General features: G+C 65.0%; 21 protein-coding genes. 13 read left to right on the forward strand and 8 right to left on the reverse strand.

Translation table 11 applies throughout. From position 1 onward, the window contains the following. Window positions 1-83: 83 nt before the first annotated feature. Window positions 84-617: an acyloxyacyl hydrolase gene (locus AR323_RS00310; RefSeq protein ID WP_057881962.1), complete on the reverse strand. Its 534-nt coding sequence runs from the start codon at window positions 615-617 to the stop codon at window positions 84-86. Between the two features lie 109 nt (window positions 618-726). Here AR323_RS00310 and AR323_RS00315 point away from each other — a divergent pair, with 109 nt between their 5' ends. The 4 genes from AR323_RS00315 (at window position 727) to AR323_RS00330 (ending at window position 5,464) form a co-directional block, all read left to right on the forward strand. Beyond that, window positions 727-2,115 carry an MATE family efflux transporter gene (locus AR323_RS00315; protein WP_057881963.1) on the forward strand — a complete coding sequence of 463 codons (1,389 nt, stop codon included), beginning with the start codon at window positions 727-729 and terminating at the stop codon, window positions 2,113-2,115. 139 nt (window positions 2,116-2,254) lie between these two features. Further along, the gene (gene groES / locus AR323_RS00320) at window positions 2,255-2,542 is read left to right on the forward strand and encodes a co-chaperone GroES (protein WP_057881964.1); all 288 of its coding nucleotides are present in this window, start codon (window positions 2,255-2,257) and stop codon (window positions 2,540-2,542) included. Window positions 2,543-2,595: 53 nt separating this feature from the next. After that, complete coding sequence (gene groL, locus AR323_RS00325) at window positions 2,596-4,239, forward strand: chaperonin GroEL (RefSeq protein WP_057881965.1); 1,644 nt, start codon at window positions 2,596-2,598, stop codon at window positions 4,237-4,239. Window positions 4,240-4,447: 208 nt separating this feature from the next. Then, window positions 4,448-5,464: a serine hydrolase gene (locus AR323_RS00330; protein ID WP_235510400.1), complete on the forward strand. Its 1,017-nt coding sequence runs from the start codon at window positions 4,448-4,450 to the stop codon at window positions 5,462-5,464. 3 nt (window positions 5,465-5,467) lie between these two features. Here the strand turns inward: AR323_RS00330 and AR323_RS00335 are convergent, their stop codons facing one another. Both AR323_RS00335 and AR323_RS00340 read right to left on the reverse strand, forming a co-directional pair. Further along, the gene (locus AR323_RS00335; protein WP_057881966.1) at window positions 5,468-6,127 is read right to left on the reverse strand and encodes a DJ-1/PfpI family protein; all 660 of its coding nucleotides are present in this window, start codon (window positions 6,125-6,127) and stop codon (window positions 5,468-5,470) included. A gap of 87 nt (window positions 6,128-6,214) precedes the next feature. Then, the gene (locus AR323_RS00340) at window positions 6,215-6,487 is read right to left on the reverse strand and encodes a hypothetical protein (RefSeq protein ID WP_057881967.1); all 273 of its coding nucleotides are present in this window, start codon (window positions 6,485-6,487) and stop codon (window positions 6,215-6,217) included. Between the two features lie 212 nt (window positions 6,488-6,699). On the opposite strand from AR323_RS00340, the gene polA reads away from it, so the two are divergent. The 3 genes from polA to AR323_RS00355 are packed head-to-tail and all read left to right on the forward strand — an operon-like array spanning window position 6,700 to window position 12,024. Further along, window positions 6,700-9,543: a DNA polymerase I gene (polA, locus tag AR323_RS00345; protein WP_057882542.1), complete on the forward strand. Its 2,844-nt coding sequence runs from the start codon at window positions 6,700-6,702 to the stop codon at window positions 9,541-9,543. Between the two features lie 39 nt (window positions 9,544-9,582). Then, window positions 9,583-10,893 carry a sensor histidine kinase gene (locus tag AR323_RS00350; protein WP_083495171.1) on the forward strand — a complete coding sequence of 437 codons (1,311 nt, stop codon included), beginning with the start codon at window positions 9,583-9,585 and terminating at the stop codon, window positions 10,891-10,893. Window positions 10,894-10,944: 51 nt separating this feature from the next. Beyond that, window positions 10,945-12,024 (forward strand): mechanosensitive ion channel family protein, encoded by a 1,080-nt coding sequence (locus AR323_RS00355; protein ID WP_057881969.1) that lies wholly within the window; start codon window positions 10,945-10,947, stop codon window positions 12,022-12,024. Here AR323_RS00355 and AR323_RS00360 read toward each other — a convergent pair. Continuing rightward, on the reverse strand, window positions 12,021-14,363 hold the full coding sequence (locus AR323_RS00360) for a CDC48 family AAA ATPase (RefSeq protein ID WP_057881970.1): 2,343 nt from the start codon (window positions 14,361-14,363) through the stop codon (window positions 12,021-12,023). The two genes, AR323_RS00355 and AR323_RS00360, sit on opposite strands and share 4 nt — an antisense overlap. Before the next feature lie 376 nt (window positions 14,364-14,739). Here AR323_RS00360 and AR323_RS00365 point away from each other — a divergent pair, with 376 nt between their 5' ends. From AR323_RS00365 to AR323_RS00390, 6 genes are read left to right on the forward strand one after another with little or no spacing between them, the layout of a single operon-like run. After that, window positions 14,740-15,459, forward strand: coding sequence for a CoA transferase subunit A (locus AR323_RS00365; RefSeq protein ID WP_057881971.1), 720 nt, complete (start codon window positions 14,740-14,742; stop codon window positions 15,457-15,459). Further along, entirely contained in the window at window positions 15,456-16,493 is a 1,038-nt protein-coding gene (locus tag AR323_RS00370; RefSeq protein ID WP_152980275.1) for an HAD family hydrolase, read from the forward strand. Before AR323_RS00365 ends, AR323_RS00370 begins: the two co-directional genes overlap by 4 nt. 14 nt (window positions 16,494-16,507) lie before the next feature. Then, on the forward strand, window positions 16,508-17,158 hold the full coding sequence (locus tag AR323_RS00375) for a CoA transferase subunit B (RefSeq protein WP_057881973.1): 651 nt from the start codon (window positions 16,508-16,510) through the stop codon (window positions 17,156-17,158). Between the two features lie 6 nt (window positions 17,159-17,164). Beyond that, complete coding sequence (locus AR323_RS00380; RefSeq protein WP_057881974.1) at window positions 17,165-17,848, forward strand: glutathione S-transferase family protein; 684 nt, start codon at window positions 17,165-17,167, stop codon at window positions 17,846-17,848. Between the two features lie 43 nt (window positions 17,849-17,891). After that, the gene (locus AR323_RS00385; protein WP_057881975.1) at window positions 17,892-19,022 is read left to right on the forward strand and encodes an NAD(P)H-dependent flavin oxidoreductase; all 1,131 of its coding nucleotides are present in this window, start codon (window positions 17,892-17,894) and stop codon (window positions 19,020-19,022) included. Window positions 19,023-19,027: 5 nt separating this feature from the next. Next, the gene (locus AR323_RS00390; protein WP_057881976.1) at window positions 19,028-20,299 is read left to right on the forward strand and encodes a spinster family MFS transporter; all 1,272 of its coding nucleotides are present in this window, start codon (window positions 19,028-19,030) and stop codon (window positions 20,297-20,299) included. A 9-nt stretch (window positions 20,300-20,308) separates the two neighbouring features. Here the strand turns inward: AR323_RS00390 and metK are convergent, their stop codons facing one another. The 4 genes from metK to prmC all read right to left on the reverse strand — a co-directional run bounded on the left by metK (window position 20,309) and on the right by prmC (window position 25,043). Next, entirely contained in the window at window positions 20,309-21,526 is a 1,218-nt protein-coding gene (metK, locus tag AR323_RS00395) for a methionine adenosyltransferase (protein WP_057881977.1), read from the reverse strand. Between the two features lie 54 nt (window positions 21,527-21,580). Further along, window positions 21,581-23,158: an apolipoprotein N-acyltransferase gene (gene lnt / locus AR323_RS00400; RefSeq protein ID WP_235510401.1), complete on the reverse strand. Its 1,578-nt coding sequence runs from the start codon at window positions 23,156-23,158 to the stop codon at window positions 21,581-21,583. 22 nt (window positions 23,159-23,180) lie between these two features. Next, entirely contained in the window at window positions 23,181-23,972 is a 792-nt protein-coding gene (locus AR323_RS00405) for a DUF4167 domain-containing protein (protein ID WP_057881979.1), read from the reverse strand. Window positions 23,973-24,215: 243 nt separating this feature from the next. After that, window positions 24,216-25,043: a peptide chain release factor N(5)-glutamine methyltransferase gene (prmC, locus tag AR323_RS00410; protein ID WP_057881980.1), complete on the reverse strand. Its 828-nt coding sequence runs from the start codon at window positions 25,041-25,043 to the stop codon at window positions 24,216-24,218. Window positions 25,044-25,048 lie beyond the last annotated feature (5 nt).

Here is a 25,048-nt window from a genome sequence, read left to right on the forward strand (position 1 = left end):
CGGGCGCCCGGCTTGCTTCGAACGGAGCTTGCCGGAGACGCGAGGTTACGGTCCCGGTGCTTCTACGATTTAGCGCCCCGTGGTCAAAGCCTCAGGTTGGCCCGCACACCGATCATGTCGATTCCGGGGTTCTGCTGGCTGTCGAACAGCCGGGCGTTCGAGATGTGCACCCAGCTGGCTTCGATGCTGAGACGCGGAGCAACCGCCATGCCAATGGCGATCTCGGGCGCGAACAAGACCCTGCTCCCAAGATCGGTTCGCAAGCCAGTCAGTGGATCGACCCGCAGGTCCGGTGCGTTGTGAACCACCAGGCCGACACCGGGGCGCACGAAGACGCCCCCAAAGCCAAACTTGCGGCTGACGCCGCCACCCACGAAATCGGTCCCGCCCTGCTCGCTGTTGACCGAACCGAAGACATACGGCTCGATCCGGGCAAGAGGCAGGACCGGGTCGAAGCGATAGCCAAGCTGGAGGTCGACACCGTCTTCGCGCGTATCGAGGGTAAACGGCGTGTCGACGGCGTGCTTATAAACGCCCCCATACAGCTCTCCTGCGAATGCCGGTGCGGCGACTACGAAACTGGTGATGGCCCCTGCGAGCGCGACGATCCTGAACATGGTGCGGCCATACGCTGTGACTTGCTTGCCGCAAGCTGAAGGGAAAATCCTGCCCCCATCGATCTCCCGCTTTTCGGGATCGAGCGGCGCGACTATCCGGGCCGGCTTTATGTCAGAGACACGCGCCCTTTCCCCCTGGCGGATCGAGCTTCGCGAGACCCTGCGTCTCGCATGGCCGCTGGCGCTCGCCAACCTTCTCCAGATGCTCGTCCATGCGGTGGACGTGATCTTCGTCGCCCGCCTGGGTGAGCGCGAACTGGCCGCCTCGGCGCTCGGCATCGCGCTGTTCGGCCTTCTGATGTGGGCTTTTTCCGGCCTCACCGGAATCGTCGCCGCGCTTATCGCCGAGGAGCTCGGTCGCAGACGTCATGCCGTCAGGCAGGTGCGCCGTTCGGTTCGCATGGGGTTGTGGCTGGCGGTCGCTTCGGGCGTCGTCGGCATGGCGATCTGCTGGCAGGGCGAGGCGCTCATGCTGCTGAGCGGGCAGTCCGCAGAGCTTTCCGCGCGGGCTGGCGATTTCCTGCGGATCATCATGTGGGCGATGATCCCGATGGTTCTCGCCAGCGTCCTACGCAATTTCGTGTCCGCGCTCGGCCGGCCGATTTTCGCGACCGCGATCACCGGGCTGGCGCTGGGCGCGAGCCTGCTGTTCAACTGGATGTTCGTGTTCGGCAACCTCGGCGCGCCGGCCCTTGGCCTCGAGGGATCGGCGCTGGCAAGCGTGCTGACTTCGGTGTTCGTCTTGACGAGCTATGTCGTCGCGATCGGTGCCGATCGCCGGCTGCGACGCTATCGCGTCTTCGGCAACTGGTGGCGGCCCGAGTGGTCGCGCCTGCGCGAGATCGTAACTCTGGGCAGTCCGGTGATGATAATCATCATCGCCGAAGCAGGCTTATTCAGCGGTGCGGCACTGCTGATGGGTCGCATCGGCGAATCCGAATTGGCGGGTCATACGGTAGCGCTGCAGATCGCCGCGCTCGCCTTCCAGGTGCCGTTCGGCGTGGGTCAGGCCGCGACGATCCGGGTCGGATATCACTTCGGCGCTGGCGACCACGCCGCAATCGGTCGTGCCGGCTGGATCGGTATCGGGGTCGCTGCAGGCTTCATGTGCCTGACGGCGGCGCTGATGATATTCGCGCCGATGCTGCTGCTGCAGATCTACGTCGATCCCTTCGCGCCCGAGAATTCGGCGATGGTCGGCTTCGCGGTCGCCTACATGCTGGTGGCCGCCGGCTTCCAATTGTTCGACGGGGTCCAGGCCGTTGCCGCTGGCGCCTTGCGCGGCTTGCAGGACACCCGGGTGCCGATGCTCATCGCGATATTCAGCTACTGGGTGCCCGGGTATGGAGTGGCCATCTGGCTCGGCTTCTACACCCCGCTCAAAGGAACGGGCGTATGGATCGGGCTTGCCATCGGGCTGGTGTTCGCCGCCGGGCTGCTTACCTATCGCTGGGCCCGGCGCGAGACGTTCGGCCTGCTGCCCTCCCCGTCGGCCTGAAATAGCCATCGGCCTGAAATAAAGGTCGGCCAGACGGGTTGACGCTCCTTCGCGGCGCACTAAATGCGCTCTCGCTGGCACTCTCCATGGGGGAGTGCCAAGGATATCCATTCATTCAACCCGAGAGAGGGCAAGCACTATGGCATTCCGTCCGTTGCACGACCGCGTTCTCGTCCGCCGCATCGAGGCAGACAGCAAGACCGCCGGCGGCATCATCATCCCCGATAGCGCGCAGGAAAAGCCGAGCGAAGGCGAGATCGTCGCCATCGGAGACGGCGCGCGCGACGACGATGGCGATCGCATCGCGCTCGACGTCAAGGTCGGCGACCGCGTGCTCTTCGGCAAGTGGTCGGGCACCGAAGTGAAGATCGACGGCGAAGACCTGCTGATCATGAAGGAAAGCGACATCATGGGGATCCTCGGCTGATTGCCGGATCCTGACGCTTTCCACCAACCAGACGAATTCCAGGAGAAACGAAAATGGCTGCCAAGGACGTAAAGTTCGGCCGCGACGCACGCGAGCGGATTCTCGCCGGCGTCGACACTCTCGCCAATGCCGTAAAGGTCACGCTGGGCCCCAAGGGCCGCAACGTCGTGATCGACAAGAGCTTCGGAGCTCCGCGCATCACAAAGGACGGCGTTACCGTCGCCAAGGAAATCGAACTCAAGGACAAGTTCGAGAACATGGGCGCGCAGATGCTCAAGGAAGTTGCGAGCCGCACCAACGACAACGCCGGTGACGGCACCACCACCGCCACCGTGCTGGCCCAGGCGATCGTGACCGAGGGCATGAAGTCGGTTGCCGCCGGCATGAACCCGATGGACCTGAAGCGCGGGATCGACATGGCGGTCGAGAAGATCACCGAGAACCTCAAGGCGCGTTCGAAGGAAGTCTCTGGCTCCCATGAGATCGCCCAGGTCGGCATCATCTCGGCCAACGGCGACACCGAAGTCGGCAACAAGATCGCGGAAGCGATGGAGAAGGTCGGCAAGGAAGGCGTGATCACCGTCGAGGAGGCCAAGGGTCTCGAGTTCGAACTCGACGTCGTGGAAGGCATGCAGTTCGACCGCGGCTATCTGAGCCCCTACTTCATCACCAACCCCGACAAGATGACCGTCGAGCTGGATAACCCCTACATCCTGATCCACGAGAAGAAGCTGTCGTCGCTGCAGGCGATGCTGCCGATCCTCGAGGCCGTGGTGCAGTCGGGCCGTCCGCTGCTGATCATTGCCGAGGACATCGAGGGCGAGGCACTCGCCACCCTCGTGGTCAACAAGCTGCGCGGCGGCCTCAAGGTCGCGGCCGTCAAGGCCCCCGGCTTCGGCGATCGCCGCAAGGCGATGCTGCAGGACATCGCGATCCTGACCAAGGGCGAGATGATCTCCGAAGACCTCGGCATCAAGCTCGAAAACGTGACCGTGGGCATGCTCGGCGAAGCCAAGCGCGTGTCGATCGACAAGGACAACACCACGATCGTCGATGGCGCTGGCTCGGCCGACGACATCAAGGCGCGCGTGGGCGAGATCCGCACCCAGATCGACGCCACGACCAGCGACTACGACCGTGAGAAGCTGCAGGAGCGGCTGGCCAAGCTCGCCGGCGGCGTTGCCGTGATCAAGGTCGGCGGCGCGTCCGAAGTCGAGGTGAAGGAGCGCAAGGACCGCGTCGACGACGCGCTCCACGCGACCCGCGCTGCGGTCGAGGAAGGCATCGTCCCCGGTGGCGGTACCGCGCTGCTCTACTCGGCCAAGGCCCTCGACGGCCTGACCGGTGCCAACGAAGACCAGACCCGCGGCGTGGATATCGTCCGCAAGTCGCTGACTTCGCTGGTTCGCCAGATTGCCTCGAACGCCGGCCATGACGGCGCGGTCGTTTCGGGCAAGCTGATCGATGGCAACGACGAGAACATGGGCTTCAATGCCCAGACCGACACGTACGAGAACCTCGTCACTGCCGGCGTGATCGACCCGACCAAAGTCGTCCGCACCGCACTGCAGAACGCGGCATCGGTCGCCGGTCTGCTGATCACCACCGAAGCGGCGATCAGCGACAAGCCGGAAGACAAGGCTGCCGGCGGAATGCCCGGCGGCGGCATGCCCGACATGGGCGGCATGGGCTTCTAAGCTCGCACCAACATCTGAGCTACACGAGGGGCTGGCGGAGCGATCCGCCGGCCCCTTTCATTTTGTGTCCGCGTCCCATCGTTGCCGAGCCATTGGCATGTCTGAGCCGCCGAGGTGGCTTCGTGTCGCGTTCAGGACACTTTTCGTCGCGTGGCCCTTGATGGAAAATCGAATGCCCTGTTAATCTAATGCAAAGCATGATGGGGACATGATCGGGATCATGACTATGGGACGGATAGCGCGGCTGGGGGCCGCATTCGCGCTCGCGTTGACGGGCATTTCGACCGCTCACGCAGCGGAGGCCGACTTCAAGACATCGTTCGACGCGGTGCTGGGCACCGAAGTCCGCAAGCCGCAAAGCTTCGACGCAAAGTACGCCTGGCCGCTCGAAGCGACGGTCGCCCAAATCGCCAATGGTTCGGCTGGGCGGATCGGTGTCTATGCCGTCGACCTGGCCAGCGGCCGCGAAGTCTCCGTGCTTGGCAACCAGCGCTTCCCGATGGCATCGACCAGCAAGATCGCGATTGCCGCGACATTCCTCGAAGGCGTTGAGAAGGGCCGCTGGAGCCTGACCAGCGAATTCCCGCTGATGGTGCCGGTCGCATCCCCGCGCTTCTCGGGCAGCAAGGCGCCCGTCCGCCCTGGTCAATACATGAAGGCGATCGACCTGATCGAAATCATGATCACCCGGTCGAGCAATCCGGCGACCGACGCGCTGCTCGCAGTGGTCGGCGGACCTGCGGCGGTGAACAACTGGGCGAGCCGCAACGGCATTACCGACTTCAACATCACGCGCGACATCGCCACGTTGGTGCGCGACGACGGCGAGGTCGACCCTGCCCATCGGATCGACGTGCGCGACAGCGCCACGCCGCAGGCGATGGTCCAGCTCCTCGCCGGATTGTATCAGGGCAAGTTCCTCAAGGAATCGAGCCGCAAGGTCATCCTCGGCGCGATGGAGCGCTGCCGGACCGGCACCCGCCGTATTCCGGGCATGCTGCCCGACGGCGCGCGCGTCGCCCACAAGACCGGCACGCTGTCGAACACCGCCAGCGATATCGGCATCATCCATACGCCGGACGGCCGCGCGATCGCGGTTGCCATCTATGTCACGGGTCAGGGTTCGAAGCCCGCGCGTGACGCCAAGATCGCCAGCATAGCCCGGGCGCTGTACGATGGCTACCAGGCGACGCCTGCGCGCGCATACGCCAACGCCAATTACTAAAGGCTAGACCAGCGCGGCGGCCATGCGCGCCGCCGCCGCATCGTAGATGTGCTCCCTGAGTTCACGAGTCTGCTCTTCGCCAGCAGATGAAGGCGTCCCGCTGTCGAAGGGCGGATGCGGATCGTATTCCAGGGCGAGTTGCACCCTGCGTGCCGCTTCCTCGCCGGCGTAGCGCGCGGTCAATGTGAGCGCGAAGTCGATCCCGGCGGTCACTCCGCCGGCGGTGATCACATTTCCGTCTTCGACCACCCGTTCGGCAACGTGCCTTGCGCCGACGAGGGGGAGAAGGTGCGTGTAGGCCCAGTGGGTCGTGGCGCTCTTTCCTTCGAGCAATCCTGCCCGCCCGAGCAGGAACGCACCGGTGCATACGCTGGTCACCCATTTCGCGCCGAGCGCCTGGCGACGGATGAAATCCACCGTCGCATGATCTCCCAACGCCTCGGTTACGCCGTGGCCGCCAGGAACGCAGAGGATGTCTGGCTGAGGCGCGTTGTCGAAAATCGCGGTCGGAACGAGGGCAAAGCCGGAATCGGTGTCGACAGGGTCGAGCGTTCTTGCAGCGACAGCCACCGTGCCACCCGGAATTCGGCTCAGGACCTGTGCCGGCCCGGTCATGTCGAGCTGGGTCACCCCTGGAAACAGGACGAATACGATCTGGGTCATTGCGATTGCCTAGGCCGCGTCTGGGCAAACGAAAAGGGCGGCGCCTTGCGGCACCGCCCTTCCCGAATTTCGCGTGAAAGCGAAGGCTCAGTCGACCTTGGCTTCTTCCACGGTCTCGTCCTGCACTTCGGCTTCAGCAGCAGCAGCAGCTTCGGTCGTCGCAGCAGCAGCTTCGGTCGCGGTCGCGGCGGTCGCGTCGGCAGCAGCGTCAACGGCTTCGCCAGCGGCGTCGGCATTGGCTTCAGCGTCGGCCATCGCAGCGTCGGCGGTCTCAGCAGCGGCGTCTTCGGTCTTTTCCGAGCAAGCCGAGAGGGTCAGGGCGGCGGCGCCAGCGGCGGCGGCGAGAATGATCTTACGCATAGTTCGTTGTTCCCTTGAACAGCGGTTTTAAAAGCCCGGCGAAACCCGCCGTGCGCCGCCTAAATAATGGCGACTTTGTGGCACTGCAAGTCGATTCGCACATTTTCGCCCGAATTCTGCCGCAAACTGCCTTGAAGTTGCCCGAATTCCGCCATTTTTCCGTCCGGTCAAAATCGGCTGACCGGCCCGTCATCGGATGCTAGCAGGTGTCGATGGCAGACAAGCAGCATCTCTATCTGGTCGACGGGTCGGCCTACATCTTTCGCGCCTATCACCGCCTTCCTCCGCTTACGAACCCGGCGGGCACCCCCGTTGGCGCGGTTTACGGCTACACGACGATGCTTTGGAAGCTGGCGGAGGACCTGAACAAGGCCGACGGGCCCACCCACCTGGCCGTGATCCTCGACAAGGGTTCGACGAGTTTCCGCAACGCGCTTTACGACCAGTACAAGGCCAATCGCCCGCCCCCACCGGAAGATCTGGTGCCGCAGTTTCCGCTGATCCGCGACGCAACGCGGGCGTTCAGCCTGCCGTGTATCGAAGAGGACGATCTCGAGGCGGACGACCTCATCGCCAGCTATGCGCGCGAAGCGACGCTGCGAGGATGGGACGTGACCATCGTCAGTTCCGACAAGGATCTGATGCAGCTAGTGGGCAAGTGCGGCGAGGGTGGCGGCTGTATCGACATGCTAGATACGATGAAGAATCAGCGGATCGGCATCCCCGAAGTGGTGGAGAAGTTCGGCGTCCCGCCCGAGCTGGTGGGCGACGTCCTCGCGCTGATGGGCGACAGCGTCGACAACATTCCGGGCATCTACGGCGTCGGCCCCAAGACTGCGACAAAGCTGATTCAGGAGCACGGCAGCCTGGCGGGCGCGCTCGACGCGGCACCTTCCATGAAACCGTCCAAACTGCAGGAGCGGCTGGTCGCAGGCCGGACGATGGCGGAACTTTCGCGCGTGCTGGTCCAGCTCAAGGAAGACTGCGCGCTGCCGATTCCGATCGACGAAATGAAGCTGGACGGCGTCCCGCCCGAACCGCTCGCGGCGTTCCTCTCCGAGCACGGGTTCACCAGCCTTCTGAAGCGCCTCGATGGCGGCAGGGGCAGCCCGGACCGACCGACCCAGCTCCATCCGGCGAAGCCTCAGACACCCGGCGCTGCGGCAAGTTCGAGCGGCAACCGCCAGCCGCTGCCGGACATGCCTTCGATCGACCGCACCACATACGAGTGCGTGACCTCGATGGAGCGGCTTACCTACTGGATCGAACGCGCATTCGCGGCTCGGGTGGTGGCCATCGATACCGAGACGAGCAGCCTCGACGCCATGCGCGCGGAACTCGCCGGGATCAGCCTCGCGCTCGGTCCGAACGACGCCTGCTACATTCCGTTGGGCCACGGCGGCAGCGACATGTTCGCCGAAAAGCCCGTGCAGGTTCCGCGCGCGGCGGCCTACGACGCGCTGCGCCCGTTGCTCGAGAGCGATGCGGTCCTCAAGATCGGACAGAATATCAAGTACGATCTCAACATCCTCTCGCGCTGCGCCGGGATAAGCGTGGCCCCGATCGACGACACGATGATCCTGAGCTTCGCGCTGGATGCCGGACGCAGCCTCGACGGGATCGGGGGTGGGCATGGCATGGACGAATTGAGCCAGCGGCACCTCGGTCACACCACGCTGACGTTCAAGGACATCTGCGGTAGCGGCAAGAAGGCGATCCCGTTCGGCGAAGTCCCGCTCGACCGGGCAACCGAATACGCCGCGGAAGATGCCGACGTCACCTGGCGCCTGTGGAAGCACCTGCGGCCGCGACTCTCCGAAGAGGGCGGCACCCAGGTCTATGAGCGGGTGGATCGCCCGCTGATCCCGGTAGTCGCGCAAATGGAGCGGCACGGCATCAAGGTCGATCGCCAGCGACTTGCACGCTTGAGCGATGAGTTCGCGACCGAGATGGCGCGGATCGAGCGCGAGATCTTCGACATCTGCGGCTTCGAGTTCACGATCGGCAGCCCCAAACAATTGGGTGACGTGCTGTTCGACAAGCTCGGCTACAAGGGCGGCCGCAAGGGCAAGAGCGGCCAGTATTCGACCGACCAGGCCATTCTCGAAGGACTCGCCGGACAGGGTGCTGTCGTGGCGACCAAGGTGCTCGAATGGCGCCAGCTGACGAAACTCAAGTCGACCTATACCGACTCGCTCCAGGCCGCCATCAATCCGGACACTGGCCGCGTCCATACCAGCTACAGCCTCGTGGGCGCGCAGACCGGTCGGCTTTCCTCCACCGACCCCAACCTGCAGAACATTCCCATCCGCACCGAAATCGGGCGCCAGATCCGGGAGGCCTTCGTGGCCGAGCAAAGCAACGTCCTGCTCGCGGCGGACTATTCGCAGATCGAACTGCGCCTTGCCGCCCATATGGCCGACGTTCCGCAACTGAAGGAAGCGTTCGCCGCAGGCGAGGACATACATGCGCGCACGGCGCTGGAAATGTTCGGCACCGTCGACCGCGACACGCGCGCTCGTGCAAAGACCGTCAACTTCGCGATCCTGTACGGCATCAGCCGGTGGGGCCTTGCCGGAAGGCTGGGGATCGAGGCGGACGAGGCGCAGGCGATCATCGACACCTATTTCCAGCGTTTTCCGGGCATTCAGGCCTACATTCACTCCACGCTCGAGAGCGTGCGCGAGACGGGCTATTCGCAGACATTGTTCGGTCGCAAGACGTGGTTCCCGCGGATCAAATCCGGCAATCAGGCAGAACGACAAGGCAGCGAGCGCGCTGCGATCAACGCACCGATCCAGGGCACGAGTGCCGATATCATCAAGCGCGCGATGGCGCGGATGATGCCGGCGCTGAACGATGCAGGGCTGGGCCATGTGCGGATGCTGCTGCAGGTCCACGACGAGCTCGTGTTCGAATTGCCCGAAGGCGACGTTGCGGCGGCATCGCCCGTCATCGAGCGGGTGATGGCCGAAGCGGCGCTTCCGGCGGTCGCGCTCGAGGTGCCGCTCGGAATCGAAATCGGCCACGGGTCGAACTGGGGCACGGCGCACTAGCGCTTGTCTGCCTACTCCCGGGACCGTAATCGACCGCATATGGACGAGAGGGCAATAGCGGCCGAGGCTGGCCAAGCGCGATACAGCGCCCCTGCCATGCGCAGGCACTGGGGCACGCTTGCCACGCTGGGAGTCGTCGCGGCCGCCCTCATCTCCGCGATCTTCCTGATCTACCAGACCATCGAAGCCGAGCGCGCCCAACGGGCCCAGGTCGTGCGAACCAACGCGATCCTGGTGGAACTGCAGAACGTCAGCCGGTCCGCGCTCAATGCCGAGACCGGTCAGCGCGGATACGTGCTCACGCTCGATCGCCGCTACCTGCAGCCCTACAACCTCGGCAGCGCACAATATCGGCCGGCTCTCGAACGTCTCCGCACGCTGCTGGGGAACGAAACGACACCCCGCCAGCGCGAGCTGGTCGACGAGATCGAGACCTTGTCGGGCGCCAAGTTCGCAGAGATCGAGCAATCGCTGGAACTCGTTGCGGACGGCAATCTCATCGGGGCCCGCAGCCTGATCCTCACCGACGAAGGTCAGGAGGCCATGGAGCGCCTGCGGCAGGCGGTGCGCGAAATGGAGGACATCGAGCGAGGCATCCTCCTCGAAGCGTCCAGCGATGCGGCCCGCGCGGAAGGTCGCGTTCTGCCACTGCTGCTGGGGCTGCTCGCGCTCATCCTGGTGGCGCTTTGGCTGGGCCTTCGCCTGTCGATCCGCACTGCCAAGGCAGAGGCCGAGGCCGCCCAGACTACCGCGCTGGCCGAAGCGCGCGACCGGGCCGATCTGCTGGCCCGCGAACTCAACCACCGGGTGAAGAATCTCTTCGCCGTCATCCTGGCGATCGTGCGGATGAGTGCGAAGGACAGCCCCGAAGCCAAGCCCACGGTCGATCGAATTGCCGAACGGATCAACGCGCTCCTTACCGCTCACGAGGTGACCCAGGGGACCCTGGAGACCCCGGTGGCTTCCCTGAGGGCATTGGTGGAAACGACCGTGCGTCCTTACCTGACGTCGGCCCGCAAGGCGGATCTATCAGGCCCCGAGGTCCAGTTGCCCGCGAAGCAGGTCACGCCGCTCGGCCTGGTTCTTCACGAGTTGACGACCAACGCCGTCAAGTATGGCTGCTGGCAATCGGGCGGGACCCTGAAGGTCCACTGGAAGCAGCAGGGCGATACGGTCACGATCGAATGGCGCGAGGAATGCCCGGGCGACGGCGTGGAGCCCGAACGGCAAGGTTTCGGCAGTTTGCTGATGACCGGTTCGGCAAAGCAACTTCGCGGATCGATCGATCGCCAATTCACCAAGGACGGCGTCGAGGTGACCATAAGTTTCCCCGCGAATGGCAACGCATGAGGAAACGCGACCAACTTGCCACCGCCCCGTGCGAACCATAAGCGGCAAGGAATGTTCAGCGATTTCGATCTCGGCCGTCTAGACCCTGCGCGATATACCATCGACTGGGCCGCCATCGTCCACGCTGCGATCTTCGCGGTCGGTGCGATCCTGTTGGCTTTCGCGTTCCACCGGCTCGTGTTCGCGATTGCCGGGCGCCTTGCCGCGCGCACGGAGACCCAAGTCGACGAAATGGTCGTCGATCAGTTGCGCGGGCCAATGCGCTGGGCTGCGGTGGCAATCGGCCTTTCAGTTGCCGCGCAGGGGGATCCCTCGATCGCAACCGTCTGGCACGCGATTGCGCGGTTTGCCGTTCCCGCCCTGCTCGGATGGATCGCGTACACGCTGGTCAAGGCGTTCGCGGCTGCGATCGATTACAGGGCGGAAATTTCCACCGACGTGGCTGCCGCACGAAGCCGCCGCACCCGCGTCGCGATCCTGTCGCGGACGGCGATCTTCGCGATCGTCTTCGTAACCGTCGGCCTCATGCTGTTCCAGCTTCCAGGGGTGAGCGAGGTCGGCGCTACCTTGCTCGCCTCCGCGGGCCTCGCGGCCCTCGCGGTGGGCGCTGCGGCCCAACCGGCGCTTAAGTCGTTGATCGCGGGCCTGCAGATGGCAATTACCGAGCCGCTGCGCTTGGGCGACATGGTGGTCATCGATGGCCATACCGGCCGTGTCGAGGATATCCGCATGAGCTTCGTCGTCGTGCGGATGTGGGACGAACGGGCCGCGATCGTGCCCACGAGCCGGTTCCTCGACAATACGTTCGAAAACTGGTCGCGCGCCAGCGAAGTCCTGACCGGCCCGGTGTTCCTGCACCTCGCGCCCGAAACGCATGTCGCGCCGATCCGAGCCGAGTTCGAACGATTCCTGGGCGAGCAGCCACAGTGGGACCGGCGCACCGCCACCGCCCTGATGACCGAAGCGCGCGCCGGGTCCATCGAACTGCGACTGGCGATGAGCGCGGCAACCATCGGCGAACTGTTCGAACTGCGCTGCGCGGTGCGCGAACACATGCTCGACTGGCTGCGGCGGGAACAGCCCGATGCGCTGCTCCACGCCGCCATTACCGCCGGCGCCGGTCGGCCCTAGTCTTCCTTGCGGTCGACCGCCACGGGCGCGTGCTTGTGCTCTCGGGTCGGTGTGAGAATACCATCCGGAACGAAGCCGATGCCCGTCGCTGCCGCGGCGACACGTTTCTTCAGTTCGCCGCGCATCTTGCGGTATTCCTCTTCCATTGCGGGAGTCACCGTCGCGCGTGAATCCTCGAGCGCGTCGGCGAAATCTGCGGCGGTCACTTCCTTGACCTCGCCGCCTGCCCGGCGAAGCGCGTTGAGACCGGCTCGCCTGACCACGTCCTCCAGGTCTGCGCCCGTGAAACGATCCGTATCCGCAGCCACCTTGCCCAGATCCACGTCCTTGGCGAGCGGCATGGCGCGCGTGTGGATGCCCAGGATCATCGCCCTGCCCGCCTTGTCCGGTGTGCCGACATACACGAGCTCGTCGAACCGCCCCGGCCGAAGCAAGGCGGGATCGACCAGCGTCGGCCGGTTGGTGGCTCCGATCACGACGACCGACTGCAGTTCTTCCAGTCCGTCCATTTCGGCCAGGATCGTATTGACCACGCGGCCCGTCACCTGCGGCTCGCCCTGGCCGGAGCCGCGGGCGGGCACGAGGCTGTCGATCTCGTCGATAAACAGGACGCACGGCGCGACCGAGCGGGCGCGCTGGAAGAGGCGGGCGATCTGCTGTTCGCTCTCGCCGTACCATTTCGACAGGAGGTCCGAGCTCTTGATCGATATGAAATTTGCCTCGGCCTCCTTGGCGACGGCCTTTGCGAGCAAGGTCTTGCCGGTGCCCGGAGGGCCGTAGAGCAGGAATCCCTTAGCCGGCCGGATGCCCAAGCGGCGGAAGGCTTCTGGGTTCTTGAGAGGGAGTTCGACCCCTTCCTTCAGCTTGTCGATGGCATCGGTAATCCCCCCGATATCGGACCAGCCGATGTTGGGAACCTGCACCATCACCTCGCGCATCGCGCTGGGCTGCACGCGCTTCAGCGCCGCAACGAAATCCTCGCGACCGACATACAGCTCTTCAAGCACCTCGGCGGGAACCTCGCGCGCATCGAGGTCGAGCTTGGGCATGATCCGCCGCACGGCTTCGATCGCCGCCTCGCGCGCCAGCGCCGCGATGTCGGCACCAACGAAACCGTGGGTGGTGCGGGCGAGTTCGTCCAGGTCGACCTTGTCGCCAAGCGGCATGCCGCGGGTGTGGATCGACAGGATTTCGCGGCGCCCCTTCTCGTCCGGCACGCCGATCACGATCTCGCGATCGAACCGGCCCGGCCGCCGGAGCGCCTCGTCGATTGCGTCGGGACGGTTGGTTGCCGCGATCACCACGATGTTGGACCGCGCCTCGAGGCCGTCCATCAACGTCAGCAACTGCGCGACGAGGCGCTTTTCGGCCTCCCCCGACACCTGGCTACGCTTGGGCGCGATCGAATCGATCTCGTCGATAAAGATGATCGCGGGCGAACTTTTCGATGCTTCTTCGAAAACCTCGCGCAGGCGCTTCTCGCTCTCGCCATAACCCGAACCCATGATCTCGGGCCCGTTGATGGTGATGAAGTGCGCATCGCTTTCGTTCGCGACCGCCTGTGCGAGCCGGGTTTTGCCGGTTCCAGGCGGGCCGTGAAGCAGCACGCCCTTCGGCGGATCGACACCCAGGCGCGTGAAGAGTTCGGGATACCGGAGCGGCAACTCCACCATCTCGCGCAGCTGCTGGATGGTGTCGCCTATACCGCCGACGTCATCGTAGTTGACCACTGCGCGGCCATCGCGCGGCTCTTCGAATTCGGCGCGCAGTTCGACCTCTGTGTTCTCGTCTATATGGACGATGCCCTTGGGCGTCGTCGAGACGACCGAGAGCCTGATCTGCGTGAGCGCATAGGCCGGGGCGTTGAACATGCGGCGCACTTCGGGCGGCATGTTCTGCACCGGTTGCTGCCCGGTAGTCGCGACAACGTCTCCCGCGAGCAGGGGTTTGCCGAAGAAGTTGCGCTGCAGGGCCTGCGTCGGGCCCTGAAGGCGCATTTCACGCTGTGCCGGGGCGAACACGACGCGGGTGGCCGGCCGCGACTGCGCGGCTCGGATTGTGACGTGCTCGCCGGATCCGATTTCTGCATTGCCACGCTGCAGCCCGTCCAGTCTGACGACTTCCAGCGCCTGATCCTCGTCATAGGTTGGAACGGCGACCGCCGCGGTCGTCCGCTTGCCTTGGATTTCGACGATATCGCCCTCGGTAATGCCGAGCGCCTTAAAGGCAGAACGCGGCATACGCGCGATACCCTGTCCGCTTTCTTCCTGCCGGGCCGCCGCGACCTGCAGCCGGATGGTCTTTTCGCCTGCCGATGTATCGGCGTCCACTTCGGCCATTGATGCGGGCCCCTTCCTCGTCGTTCCTGTCGTTCCCCTTCAGCTAGGGAGCGGGGGGCACTTTGCCAATGAACGGGGGACGATTTGGTGCCGGGACCTGCGTGGGCTCGAGGCGAAAAAAAGGCCCGGAGGGAAAACCCGCCGGGCCTTGAAAGTCTTGGGAGAGGATGCCTGAAAGGCAGAGAGGGATATGCTGCGTTGCGGCAGATTGTGCAAGTGCGAAAAGAACAAACACCCTGCCGTTTTTTGCAACTGCAGTCCGATTTTAGCTTTGCGACCGGTTCGTTACGGCAAACCGACAATGGTGCACTGCGGCGTGAACGGGCCTACGCAACAGGATGACAGCCCCGCCGACGAACGCTAGAGCATGGCGCCAATGGACAAGATCTACCCTTCCGCAGCGGCCGCGCTCGACGGCGTTCTCACCAACGATATGCTGATCGCAAGCGGAGGCTTCGGCCTTTGCGGGATCCCCGAGCGTCTGCTCGACGCAATCCGAGACAGCGGCGTGACCGGCCTGACGTTCGCCAGCAACAATGCCGGGATCGACAACGAGGGTATCGGAAAGCTGCTCCGGACCCGGCAAGTCAAGAAAATGATCGCATCCTACGTGGGCGAGAACAAGGAGTTCGAAAGGCAATTCCTCGCCGGCGAACTCGAGGTCGAGTTCTGTCCGCAGGGAACGCTAGCCGAACGGATGCGCGCCGGCGGCGCGGGTATTCCGGGCTTCTACACGAAGACCGGTGTCGGCACACAAGTGGCCGAAGGTAAGGAAAGCAAGATTTTCGACGGCCCCAATGGCGCCGAAGAGTACATCCTCGAGCGCGGCATTTTCGCCGACCTTTCGATCGTGAAGGCCTGGAAAGCGGACGAGACCGGGAACCTAGTCTTTCGCAAGACCGCCCGGAATTTCAACCTGCCGGCGGCGACGTGCGGCAAAGTGTGCGTGGTCGAGGTGGAAGAGATCGTCCCCGTGGGTAGTCTCGATCCCGACTGCATCCACCTGCCGGGTGTCTATGTGCAGCGGATGATCGTCGGCGCGCCGTACGACAAGAAAATCGAGTTCCGCACCGTCCGGGAACGAGAAACGGCATGACGGAGGCTCGGCGGCGGGCATTGCGCAGCGCGTTTCGCGCCGCGGCGACTGTCATGCTGGCCGCCCCTTTCCTTTCCGGATGTGTTGCGGCGGCTCTCCCCGTACTCGCGGCAGGCGGCATCATCACGACTCGCGGAGACGACCGGCCCAAGACAGCCCGGCCGCCGGTCGCACTCCCATCGCAGGCAGTCACCGCGTCTGCCGGTACTGTAGTTGTTGCACCTGGCACCTTGCCCTCTCCGGTCTCGCGCGAAGTGACCTATGCGGACGGTTCCGTCGTCACCGTCACCAATGCTCTGCCCACCGCGCGCGAAGGGGCTGCGACCGTCGGGCCGCAAATGGCAGCCGCAGAAGCGTTGGCCCCTTCGGAACGGGACGCGATCCCATCCGCATCGACGATTTCGCCACCTGTGGCGCAGCTCACCGGTTTGACAGAGCTACCACCGCCTTCCGGGTACGATGGCAAGGCCGTCGCGAGCGGAGCTCAGGCCGCATTTGCGGCTTTCGCCGTGGAGCAAGCTGCCATTCCCGTCGTAGGCTCGGAGCGTCGCTCGGTGTTGCTGGCGGACCCCTTCGCGATGACGCCCGAGACCCGGACATGCTCGATCCACCCGGCAGCGGTGCTGGTTGATCTGGACCCCGAAGGCACCACGATCGATCTGTCTCGACCGCTGTCCGGCGATCGAATGCTGGCTGAAAAGCTTGCCGCTCTGCGCGCCGAGGGCGTCACGGTTGGTTGGACGAGTAGCCAGACTGCCGACCGGGCCGGCGAAGTTCGAAAAGCGCTGGTTTCGTCCGGTCTCGATCCTGCCGGGCGGGACGAACTCGTCCTGTTGCGGTTTCCCGAAGAGCGCAAGCAGACCCGGCGCGACGAATTCGCGCGGGCGCACTGCGTCGTGGCCATCGCGGGCGACGAACGCGCCGACTTCGACGAGCTGTTCGCCTACCTGCGCAATCCCGCTGCCGCAGCGCCACTCGAGCGCCTGATAGGTGCGGGCTGGTTCATCATCCCCGCACCGCTTTCCCCGAATTAAGGACCCGACGACCGATGCCCGAAACTACGAACGGCTGGACGCGTGACGAAATGGCCGCGCGCGCCGCGCGCGAATTGCAGGACGGATATTACGTCAACCTCGGCATCGGCATCCCGACGCTGGTCGCAAACCACATCCCCCAAGGCATGCACGTGACCCTGCAGAGCGAGAACGGGATGCTGGGAATTGGACCTTTCCCCCACGATGACGAAGTCGATCCCGACCTAATCAATGCCGGCAAGCAGACGATCAGCGAGCTGCCGCACAGCGCCTATTTCGACAGCGCGGCCAGCTTTGCGATGATCCGCGGTGGGCACATCGACCTTACCGTGCTTGGCGCGATGGAGGTCTCCCAAGGCGGCGACATCGCCAACTGGATGATTCCGGGCAAGATGATCAAGGGCATGGGCGGTGCGATGGACCTCGTCGCAGGCGTCAAGAAGATCATCGTGGTGATGGAGCACACCGCCAAGGATGGCAGCCCCAAGTTCATCCCCGAATGTACCCTGCCGTTGACCGGGCGCAACGTCGTCGACATGGTCATCACCGACCTAGCGGTATTCCAGCGACCAGATCACGACAGCCCATTCCGCCTGATCGAGATGGCGCCGAGCGTCACCACCGAAGAGATCGCCGCGAAGACGACCGGGCATTACGAATTCTGAGCGGACATGGCGGCCTATACCCTCGTAACCGCCAACCGGAACTATTCGAGCTGGTCGCTCAGGCCGTGGGTACTGATGAAGGCGCTCGGGATACCCTTCGCCGACCGGATCGAGCCGTTTACGAAACCGTCGAACTACGAAGAGTTTCGCGCCTTCTCTCCAACGGGGCAGGTGCCCGTGCTGATCGACGGAGCGCGTACGGTCTGGGATTCATTGGGGATCGTGCTCTACCTGGCCGACAGACATCGGGGCGTCTGGCCGAACAGCGATGAAGCGCGTGCCTTCGCGCAATCGGCAGTCACCGAAATGCACGGCGGATTTTCCGCCCTGCGCAGTGCCTGCACGATGAACGTTGGAGTACGCGTCGAGCCGGTCGCGCACAGCCCTGCCCTTGCCCGTGACATCGCGCGCATCGGCGAATTGTTCGAGACTGCGCTGGACCGCTTCGGGGGTCCCTGGCTGGGCGGTGCCACGTTCACCGCGCTCGACGCGTTCTACGCTCCGGTTGCGTTTCGCGTGCGGACCTATGGGCTCAATGTCGGCAGGGGACTGGGTTGGGTCGAGCGGGTCATCGACCACCCGGCCATGCAGGAATGGGAAGCGGCCGCATTGGCCGAGGAATGGCGGGAGGCGAGCCACGAAGAAGAGCTTGCCGCCGCGGGCCGAATCGTCGCAGACTATCGCGCATAAACCCGGCGGTCGCCCTTATGATGATCGCGGGTCGGGAGAGTTCATGGACAATCGCGTTTGCGCGCTGACCGGCGCGGAGTTTCCCTTGTTCGCGTTCAGCCACTGCCGCGACGTCGTGGCCGCGGTCAGCAAGGCGGGCGGTTTCGGCGTGCTGGGTGCAACGCGCTTCAGCCCGGAACAGCTCGAGGAAGAGCTCGCCTGGATCGATGCCCACGTGGGCGGCGCCCCGTATGGCGTCGACGTGATCGTACCCGAAACGATCGATCCGCGCGTGGCCGCATTGTCTGACAACGCCACCCGCGCAGCGGCGATCGATCCCAAATATGCCGAGTTCGCCGCCGATCTCCTGGCGGAATACGGGATTGAGGCAAACCGCACGGTCGCGCCTTTGCGTGAACGGATGGGCATCACTCCAGAAAACGGCATGGCCCTGATGGAAGTCGCCTTCCGCCACCCGATCCGCCTTATCGCCAACGCGCTCGGGATCGCACCTCCCGCCATGATCGCTGAGGGCAAGAAGCGCGGCGTTCCGGTCGCGGCCCTTGTCGGAGCCAAGGAGCACGCGATCCGCCAGGCCGAGGCCGGGGTCGACATCATAGTCGCGCAAGGGGGTGAGGCTGGCGGCCACTGCGGCGAGGTATCGACGCTCGTCCTCATTCCCGAAGTCGTCCGCGCGCTGCGGAATGCCGGTCACGATACGCCGGTGCTCGCCGCCGGCGGCATCATGACCGGCGGGCAGATGGCCGCGATGATGGCAGCGGGCGCGGATGGGGCCTGGACCGGCAGCGTCTGGCTCGCCACTCCGGAAAGCGAGGCGAGCGAGACGTTTCGGCAGAAGATGGTGACCGCGCGCAGCCGCGACACCGTCCGCTCGCGCAGCCGCACGGGCAAGCCCGCGCGCCAGCTGCGCACCGCCTGGCACGAGGCGTGGGATTCCGAAGGGGGCCCCGGCGCGTTGCCGATGCCGCTGATGGGCATGGTGTCCGAACCCGCGTTCGCCCGCATCGAACGCGCCGCCGAGGCAGGAAACGCCGAAGCGCGCGATCTCGTCACTTATTTCGTCGGTCAGGGTGTGGGGCTGGTGGAGGAAATCCGGCCCTCGCGCGCTGTCGTTCAATCGTTCCGCGAAGAATACGTCGAGGCGATTGAACGCCTCGCTGCATCGCTCGGCTGACCGGCTTGCGCCGTTTTCGCAGCACCTCGCCCCAGCGAGCCCTGTTCCTGCTGACGGCCATCGGCACGATAGGCTTCGTCGACCGGATCGTCGTCAACGCGCTGGTCGAGCCGCTGAAGGCAGAGTTCGCACTGTCCGATGCCCAGATCGGTCTCCTCGGTTTCGCCTATGCGGCGCTCAACATTTCGCTCGGCGTGATCGTCGCACGACTGGCGGAAAGTCGGCGACGCCTGACCTTTACGGCAGTCGGCACATTCCTGTGGTCGCTCGCCGCGACCGCCAGCGGCCTGGTGACGACATGGGGGCAACTGCTTGCCGCGCGGATCGCAGTGGGCGTTGGCGAGGCGGTGGGCCTGCCCGCGAATCAGTCGGTCATCGCCGACTATTACCCGCCGCACAGGCGGGCGAGCGCCATGTCGATCCTGCTGCTGGCGCCGCCGATCGGCGCGTTCATCGGTTTGGCCGGGGGAGGTTACATCGCGCAGATATGGGGCTGGCGCTGGGCGTTCATCGTCACGGGCGTCCCGGGCCTGCTGCTGGCGTTGCTCGTCTGGCTGCTCGTATCCGAGCCGCAGCGCGGCGTGCATGACGCCAACACCGACGACAACGTCCCCTCGACATGGGCGGTCGTACGCCGCTTGTGGGATGTCCGCAGCGCGCGTCATCTGGTTGCGGGCTCCTCGCTTGCCGCGCTCATGGGATTCGGGCTGCTGGCGTTCGTTCCGGCGCTACTTTCGCGGCGCTTCGGCCTAACCACCGGAGAGGCGGGCCTGGCAACCGCGCTGATGGCCACGGTGCCTGCCGCACTGGCGATCCTGGGAGGCGGGTTCATCGCCGATCGTTTCGCGGACCGCTTTCCGCGTATCTACGCCTGGCTGCCGGGAATGAGCCTGCTGCTTGCCTTTCCCGTTTATGCGCTCGCCATTACCCGCTCGGATCTCTGGACGCTGATCGCGCTGATCCTCGTGTCGACACTGCTGCAGTTCAACTATCTCGGGATGACGACGGGGACGGTTGCCAATCTCCTGCATCACCGGATGCGGGCGACTGCCAATGCGCTCACGAACGTTCTGGGCGGACTGGCGGGCGGAATCGGCCCACTGATGATCGGCTGGGGAAGCGATCGCCTGTCCGACGCCGGTTACGACACCGGACAGGCGCTTGCGCTCTCAATGGCGGCATGCGCTGCGATCTACCTATGGGCAGGCGCGCACTACATGCTGGGGGCGCGCACGATCGCAGGCGACCTCGCGGCCGTGCGCGAAGGCCGGATTTAGTCGTACGACTTAGGCGGCGGCAGCCTTCAGCGCGTCGACGAGGTCGGTCTTTTCCCAAGGGAAGTCGTCACCGGTCGCGGTGCGGCCGAAGTGGCCGTATGCGGCGGTCTTGCGATAGATCGGCTTGTTGAGGGCAAGTCCCTCGCGGATGCCGCGCGGGGTAAGCCCGCCCAGCTTGTCGCCAGCCACCTTCGTGATGGCCGCTTCCAGCTTTTCGTCCGAGACCGTGCCCGTCCCGTGGGTGTCGACGTAGAGCGAAAGCGGCTGCGACACACCGATCGCATAGGCGATCTGGATCGTGCAACGCTTCGCAAGGCCGGCGGCGACGACATTCTTGGCGAGATAGCGGGTCACATATGCGGCAGACCGGTCGACCTTGGTCGGATCCTTGCCGCTGAACGCGCCGCCGCCGTGCGGCGCCGCGCCACCATAGGTATCGACGATGATCTTGCGACCGGTCAACCCGGCGTCGCCGTCAGGTCCGCCGATCTCGAAGCTGCCGGTCGGGTTGATGTGGTAGACGGTCTCGTTGGTCAGCAATTCGCGCGGCATGACATCCGCGATCACGCCGCGGACATAGGTGTGCAGCTCCGCTTCCTTGGCGCCTTCGTCGTAGCCCTTGGCGTGCTGCGTCGAGACGACGATCGCGGTCGCCGCGGCGGGCTTGCCGTCACGAAAACGCAGGGTCACCTGGCTCTTGGCATCGGGCTCGAGAAAGGGCGCCGCTCCGCTCTTGCGGTCGCGCGCCATGCGCTCGAGGATCTTGTGGCTGTAGTCCAAGGTCGCCGGCATCAGGTCGGGCGTCTCGTCGCAAGCGAAACCGAACATGATGCCCTGGTCGCCCGCGCCTTCGTCCTTGTTTTCGCCGGCATCGACGCCCTGCGCGATATGCGCAGACTGCGGATGCAGGTTGTTGGAAAAGTCGAGCGTCTTCCAGTGGAAGCCGTCCTGTTCGTAACCGATATCGCGCACAACGCCGCGCACGGTATCCTCGATCTCCTGCTCGACGCCGGGGGCCCAGTTGCCGTCGGTGTCCATGATCCCCTCGCCGCGAATCTCGCCCGCCAGGACGACTTTTTGCGTGGTCGTCATGGTCTCGCAGGCCACGCGTGCGTGCGGGTCCTTCGAAAGGAACAGATCGACGATGGCATCGGAAATCTGGTCGGAAACCTTGTCGGGATGGCCCTCGGAGACCGATTCGGACGTGAACAGGAAATCGGAACGCATGGCTTTTTTGGACCCCGATATAAGGAAAGCTTTATGTGTGAATGTGGCCGCGACCTAGCCGCCGATGCGCCGCCTGACAAGCAACGAAAGTGCAAACAGCAACAGGCCCCATCCCAGCGATAGCGGGTTGCCGAGGCGTGAGAACCAGGTCGGTTCGAGTGCGGGGGGCACCCGCGCGTCCATGCGCCCGCCGGTGAAACTGGTTGGAAGATGATCGCGAACCACGCCGTTCGCGTCGATAACCGCACTGATGCCGCTCACCGTGGCGCGCAGGACCGGGAGGCCCTCTTCGATCGCGCGCATACGGGCCTGAGCAAGATGCTGGGGTGGCCCGAACTTCCCGAACCAACCGTCGTTCGACGGATTGAAGATGTAATCCGGCCGGTTTGCGCGATCGACCACCTGGCCTGCAAAGACGATCTCATAGCAAATCTGCATCCCCGCTTGGCCCCATCGACCCAGATCGAGGGTGCGCGGTCCCGGACCGGGTATGAAGTCGATCGCGCCGGCTACCAGCCGCGTCGCGCCGAGCGGTTCGAGGAGCCAGCGAAGCGCCAGATATTCGCCATAAGGTACAAGGTGCGCCTTGCTGTAGCTGCCGACGAATTCGCCCCGGTCGTCGAGCGCGGTCACGGCGTTGTAAGCACCGACGGCCTTGCCATCCTCGATCTCGAGATCCACCGCCCCGGTCAGCAGGACACTGCCAGGCCCGATAACCCTCGCGATCCGGGCGCGCGCGAAGTCGGGGTCGGCCCCGGCCGTGGTCGCGAGATAGTAGCGCTTCGGATAACCCGGGCGAAGGTAGTCGGGCAGGCCGGACTCCGGCCAGAGCACAAGCCGCTCGCCAGCATCGCGTCGCGGTGCAGTGAGAGCCGCCAACTCGCGAAACTGTTCCTCGTAGAGGGCTGGATTGTCGAGTTCGCGCTGGGTAAAACCGGGCTGGACAAGCGCGACCTCGACCGAGCCCTCGCGCGATGGCGGCGCGGGTAAGTACATGGCCACCCCCAACAGCGCGAAGACCGCGAAAGCACGCAGCCAAGCACGCCGGGAAAGCAGCACGACCACGCCTGATCCCACCAGTGCCGCCAGCCCAGACAGCGCATAGGTCCCCGTCCACGGCAGGAGGGCGGCGAGGCCGGGCCGATCCCAAGGCCCCAGGAACATCAGCCCCAGCGGATCCCATGCATAGCCGGTAAAGACCCAGCTTCTGAGCCATTCGGAAATGACCCAGGCACCGCCGAACGCAAACGCCAATGGCAGGGGACGCGCGCCGCCGACCGCGCGAGACAGGCCCGCAGCGATCGCGGGATAGACCGCGAGATAGAGGGCCAGCAATGGCACCGCGATCATGCCCAGGAAGGCGGGCATCTGCGACTGGTGGGTAAAGGCGGCCGCGATCCAGTTGTTCGCGAAGGTGAAGTGCGAGAGGCCGAATAACCAGCCGAGCAGCGCGGCCCTGCGCCAGTCCGGCGCCGCCCCGATTAGCCCGACCAAGCCTGCAACTCCGATGAGCGCAAGTGGCCAAAGGTTGAGCGGCGGGAACCCGGTCGCTGCAAGCAGGCCGAAAGCCAGCGCCGCCGTGCGCGGCCACGAAGTGATCGCCGACCAGACGCGGGAAAGCCGTTCCTCCACCGCGCTCGCCTCCGTCAGCGGATCAGCCGAGTGCCTTCAGGCTTTCGCCGTCGTCGCCCGCCTCGTCGGCAGCAGGCCGTCGGCGGCGGGGCGGAAGCTTGCGCTTGGGCTTTTCATCAGCCTCGTCCGCGTCGCCGACTGGAGCGTCGATCGAGGAAGAAATCGAAGGCGGAAGCGCGGCTACGTCGATTTCACCGCCATTGCCGGCCGGCGCTTCGTCGCGGACGCTGTCGCGGCGCGGGCGACCGCGGCGCGGGGCGGCATCCGCTCCGGCATCGCGCGAACGGTCGCGGCTGCGGTTATTGCGCGTGAACGGATTGTCCGTCGGGACGAAGTCATCGTCCTGTGTGGACTCCCCGTCCTGCCGGGGGTCGATGCGCTGCTGGCCGGAGGCGTCATCGCGCTCGTCGCCGCGATTGCGCGAACGTTGCCGATCGTTCGGCCTGTCCTGACCGCGATCGTTCGCGCGATCATTCAGGCGACTCTGCGGCTGGCGCAGCACGTCGAATTCGTCGTCGTCGCCGTCTTCCTCGGGCTGGAAGTCGCGATCGTCGCGCCGGCCGCTACTACTGCGGGTATCGTCCTGCCGCGACTTGTTGTCGGCGATGACGCGGAAATAGTGGTCCGCGAACTGCAGGTAGTACTCGGCCTGCACCCGGTCGCCGTTATGGGCGGCGTCCTGTGCCAGCTTCTTGTACTTGTCGAGCATCTGCGGGGCATTGCCCCTTGCGCGGCTGTCGATGCGGTTCTGGTTGCCACCGCCCTGCGGACGGTTGCCGCGGCCGCGGCGGCGATTGTTGCGATTGTTATTCAAGGAAAAATGCTTCCTTCTGAGTGGTAGTCCCGATTATCTCCCTGATACCGGGTACGACCGCATGACCCCTTTTGCCGCGGGTCGAGACCGACGCGCGGTGCCCCATTTGTCCTGTGCAGAACAGGTTCTCACCCGGACAGCGCAGCAAATGTAGGAGCTAGACCTGACCGGGAGGCGTCATGCCATGACCGGTCGGTCTGGAATCAGAGTTAGACACCGCGACGCGGTTTGCCAAGCCCTAACTCAGTCGCGGCGGAGGATAAGCGCTCGTGCGCGCCCCCCGAGATCGCGGCGCAGTTGGGCCGTGAAGCCGGCATCGGCGGCGATCGCCGTTACGCTTTCGGCCTGCGAAAAGCCGATTTCCAGCACCGCTATGCCCGATGAATTCATCACCAGAGGCAGTCGAGGTATGAGGATTCGATAGTCATCGAGGCCGTCGGGACCCGCGAAAAGCGCCGAAGCGGGTTCATGGTCGCGCACATCGGCCGAAAGATCGGCATCGTCCTCAACATATGGCGGGTTGGCGACCACCAGGTCGAACGATCCCAAGCCGTCGCTCCATCCGCTTGTGGTCCAGTCGGAAACAATGATTCGCGCGCGGTCGGCGAGTCCGTTTGCCGCCGCGTTCGCTTCGGCGACCGCGCAGGCTGCCGCGCTCGCGTCGATCCCCACGCCCGTCGCAGCCGGAAGTTCCGCGAGCAAGACCAGGAGCAAGGCGCCCGAACCCGTGCCGCAATCGAGAATGCGAAGCGCGTCCGGATTTGCTTCGAGCGCCGCGTCGACGACAGTCTCGCTATCGCCGCGCGGGATCAGGACGGCAGGCGACACCTCGAGGGTGAGCCCGCGAAATTCGGCCTCGCCGAGGATGTAGGCGACCGGCTCTCGACCCATACGGCGGCGAACGACATGCCCCCAGCCCGACGGCACCTCGTCGGCCATGCGGCGCAGCAGCATGTCGCTGCGGTTCGTGCCGAGCAGCCCCGCCATCAGCAATTCCGCGTCGAGCCGCGGAGTATCGGACGTTGGCGCGAGCGCCTCGGCAGCTTCGACGATGGCGACCCGGACGCTCACCCGCG

It is taken from the genome of Tsuneonella troitsensis (assembly GCF_001441535.1).
Taxonomy (GTDB): Bacteria; Pseudomonadota; Alphaproteobacteria; order Sphingomonadales; family Sphingomonadaceae; genus Tsuneonella; species Tsuneonella troitsensis.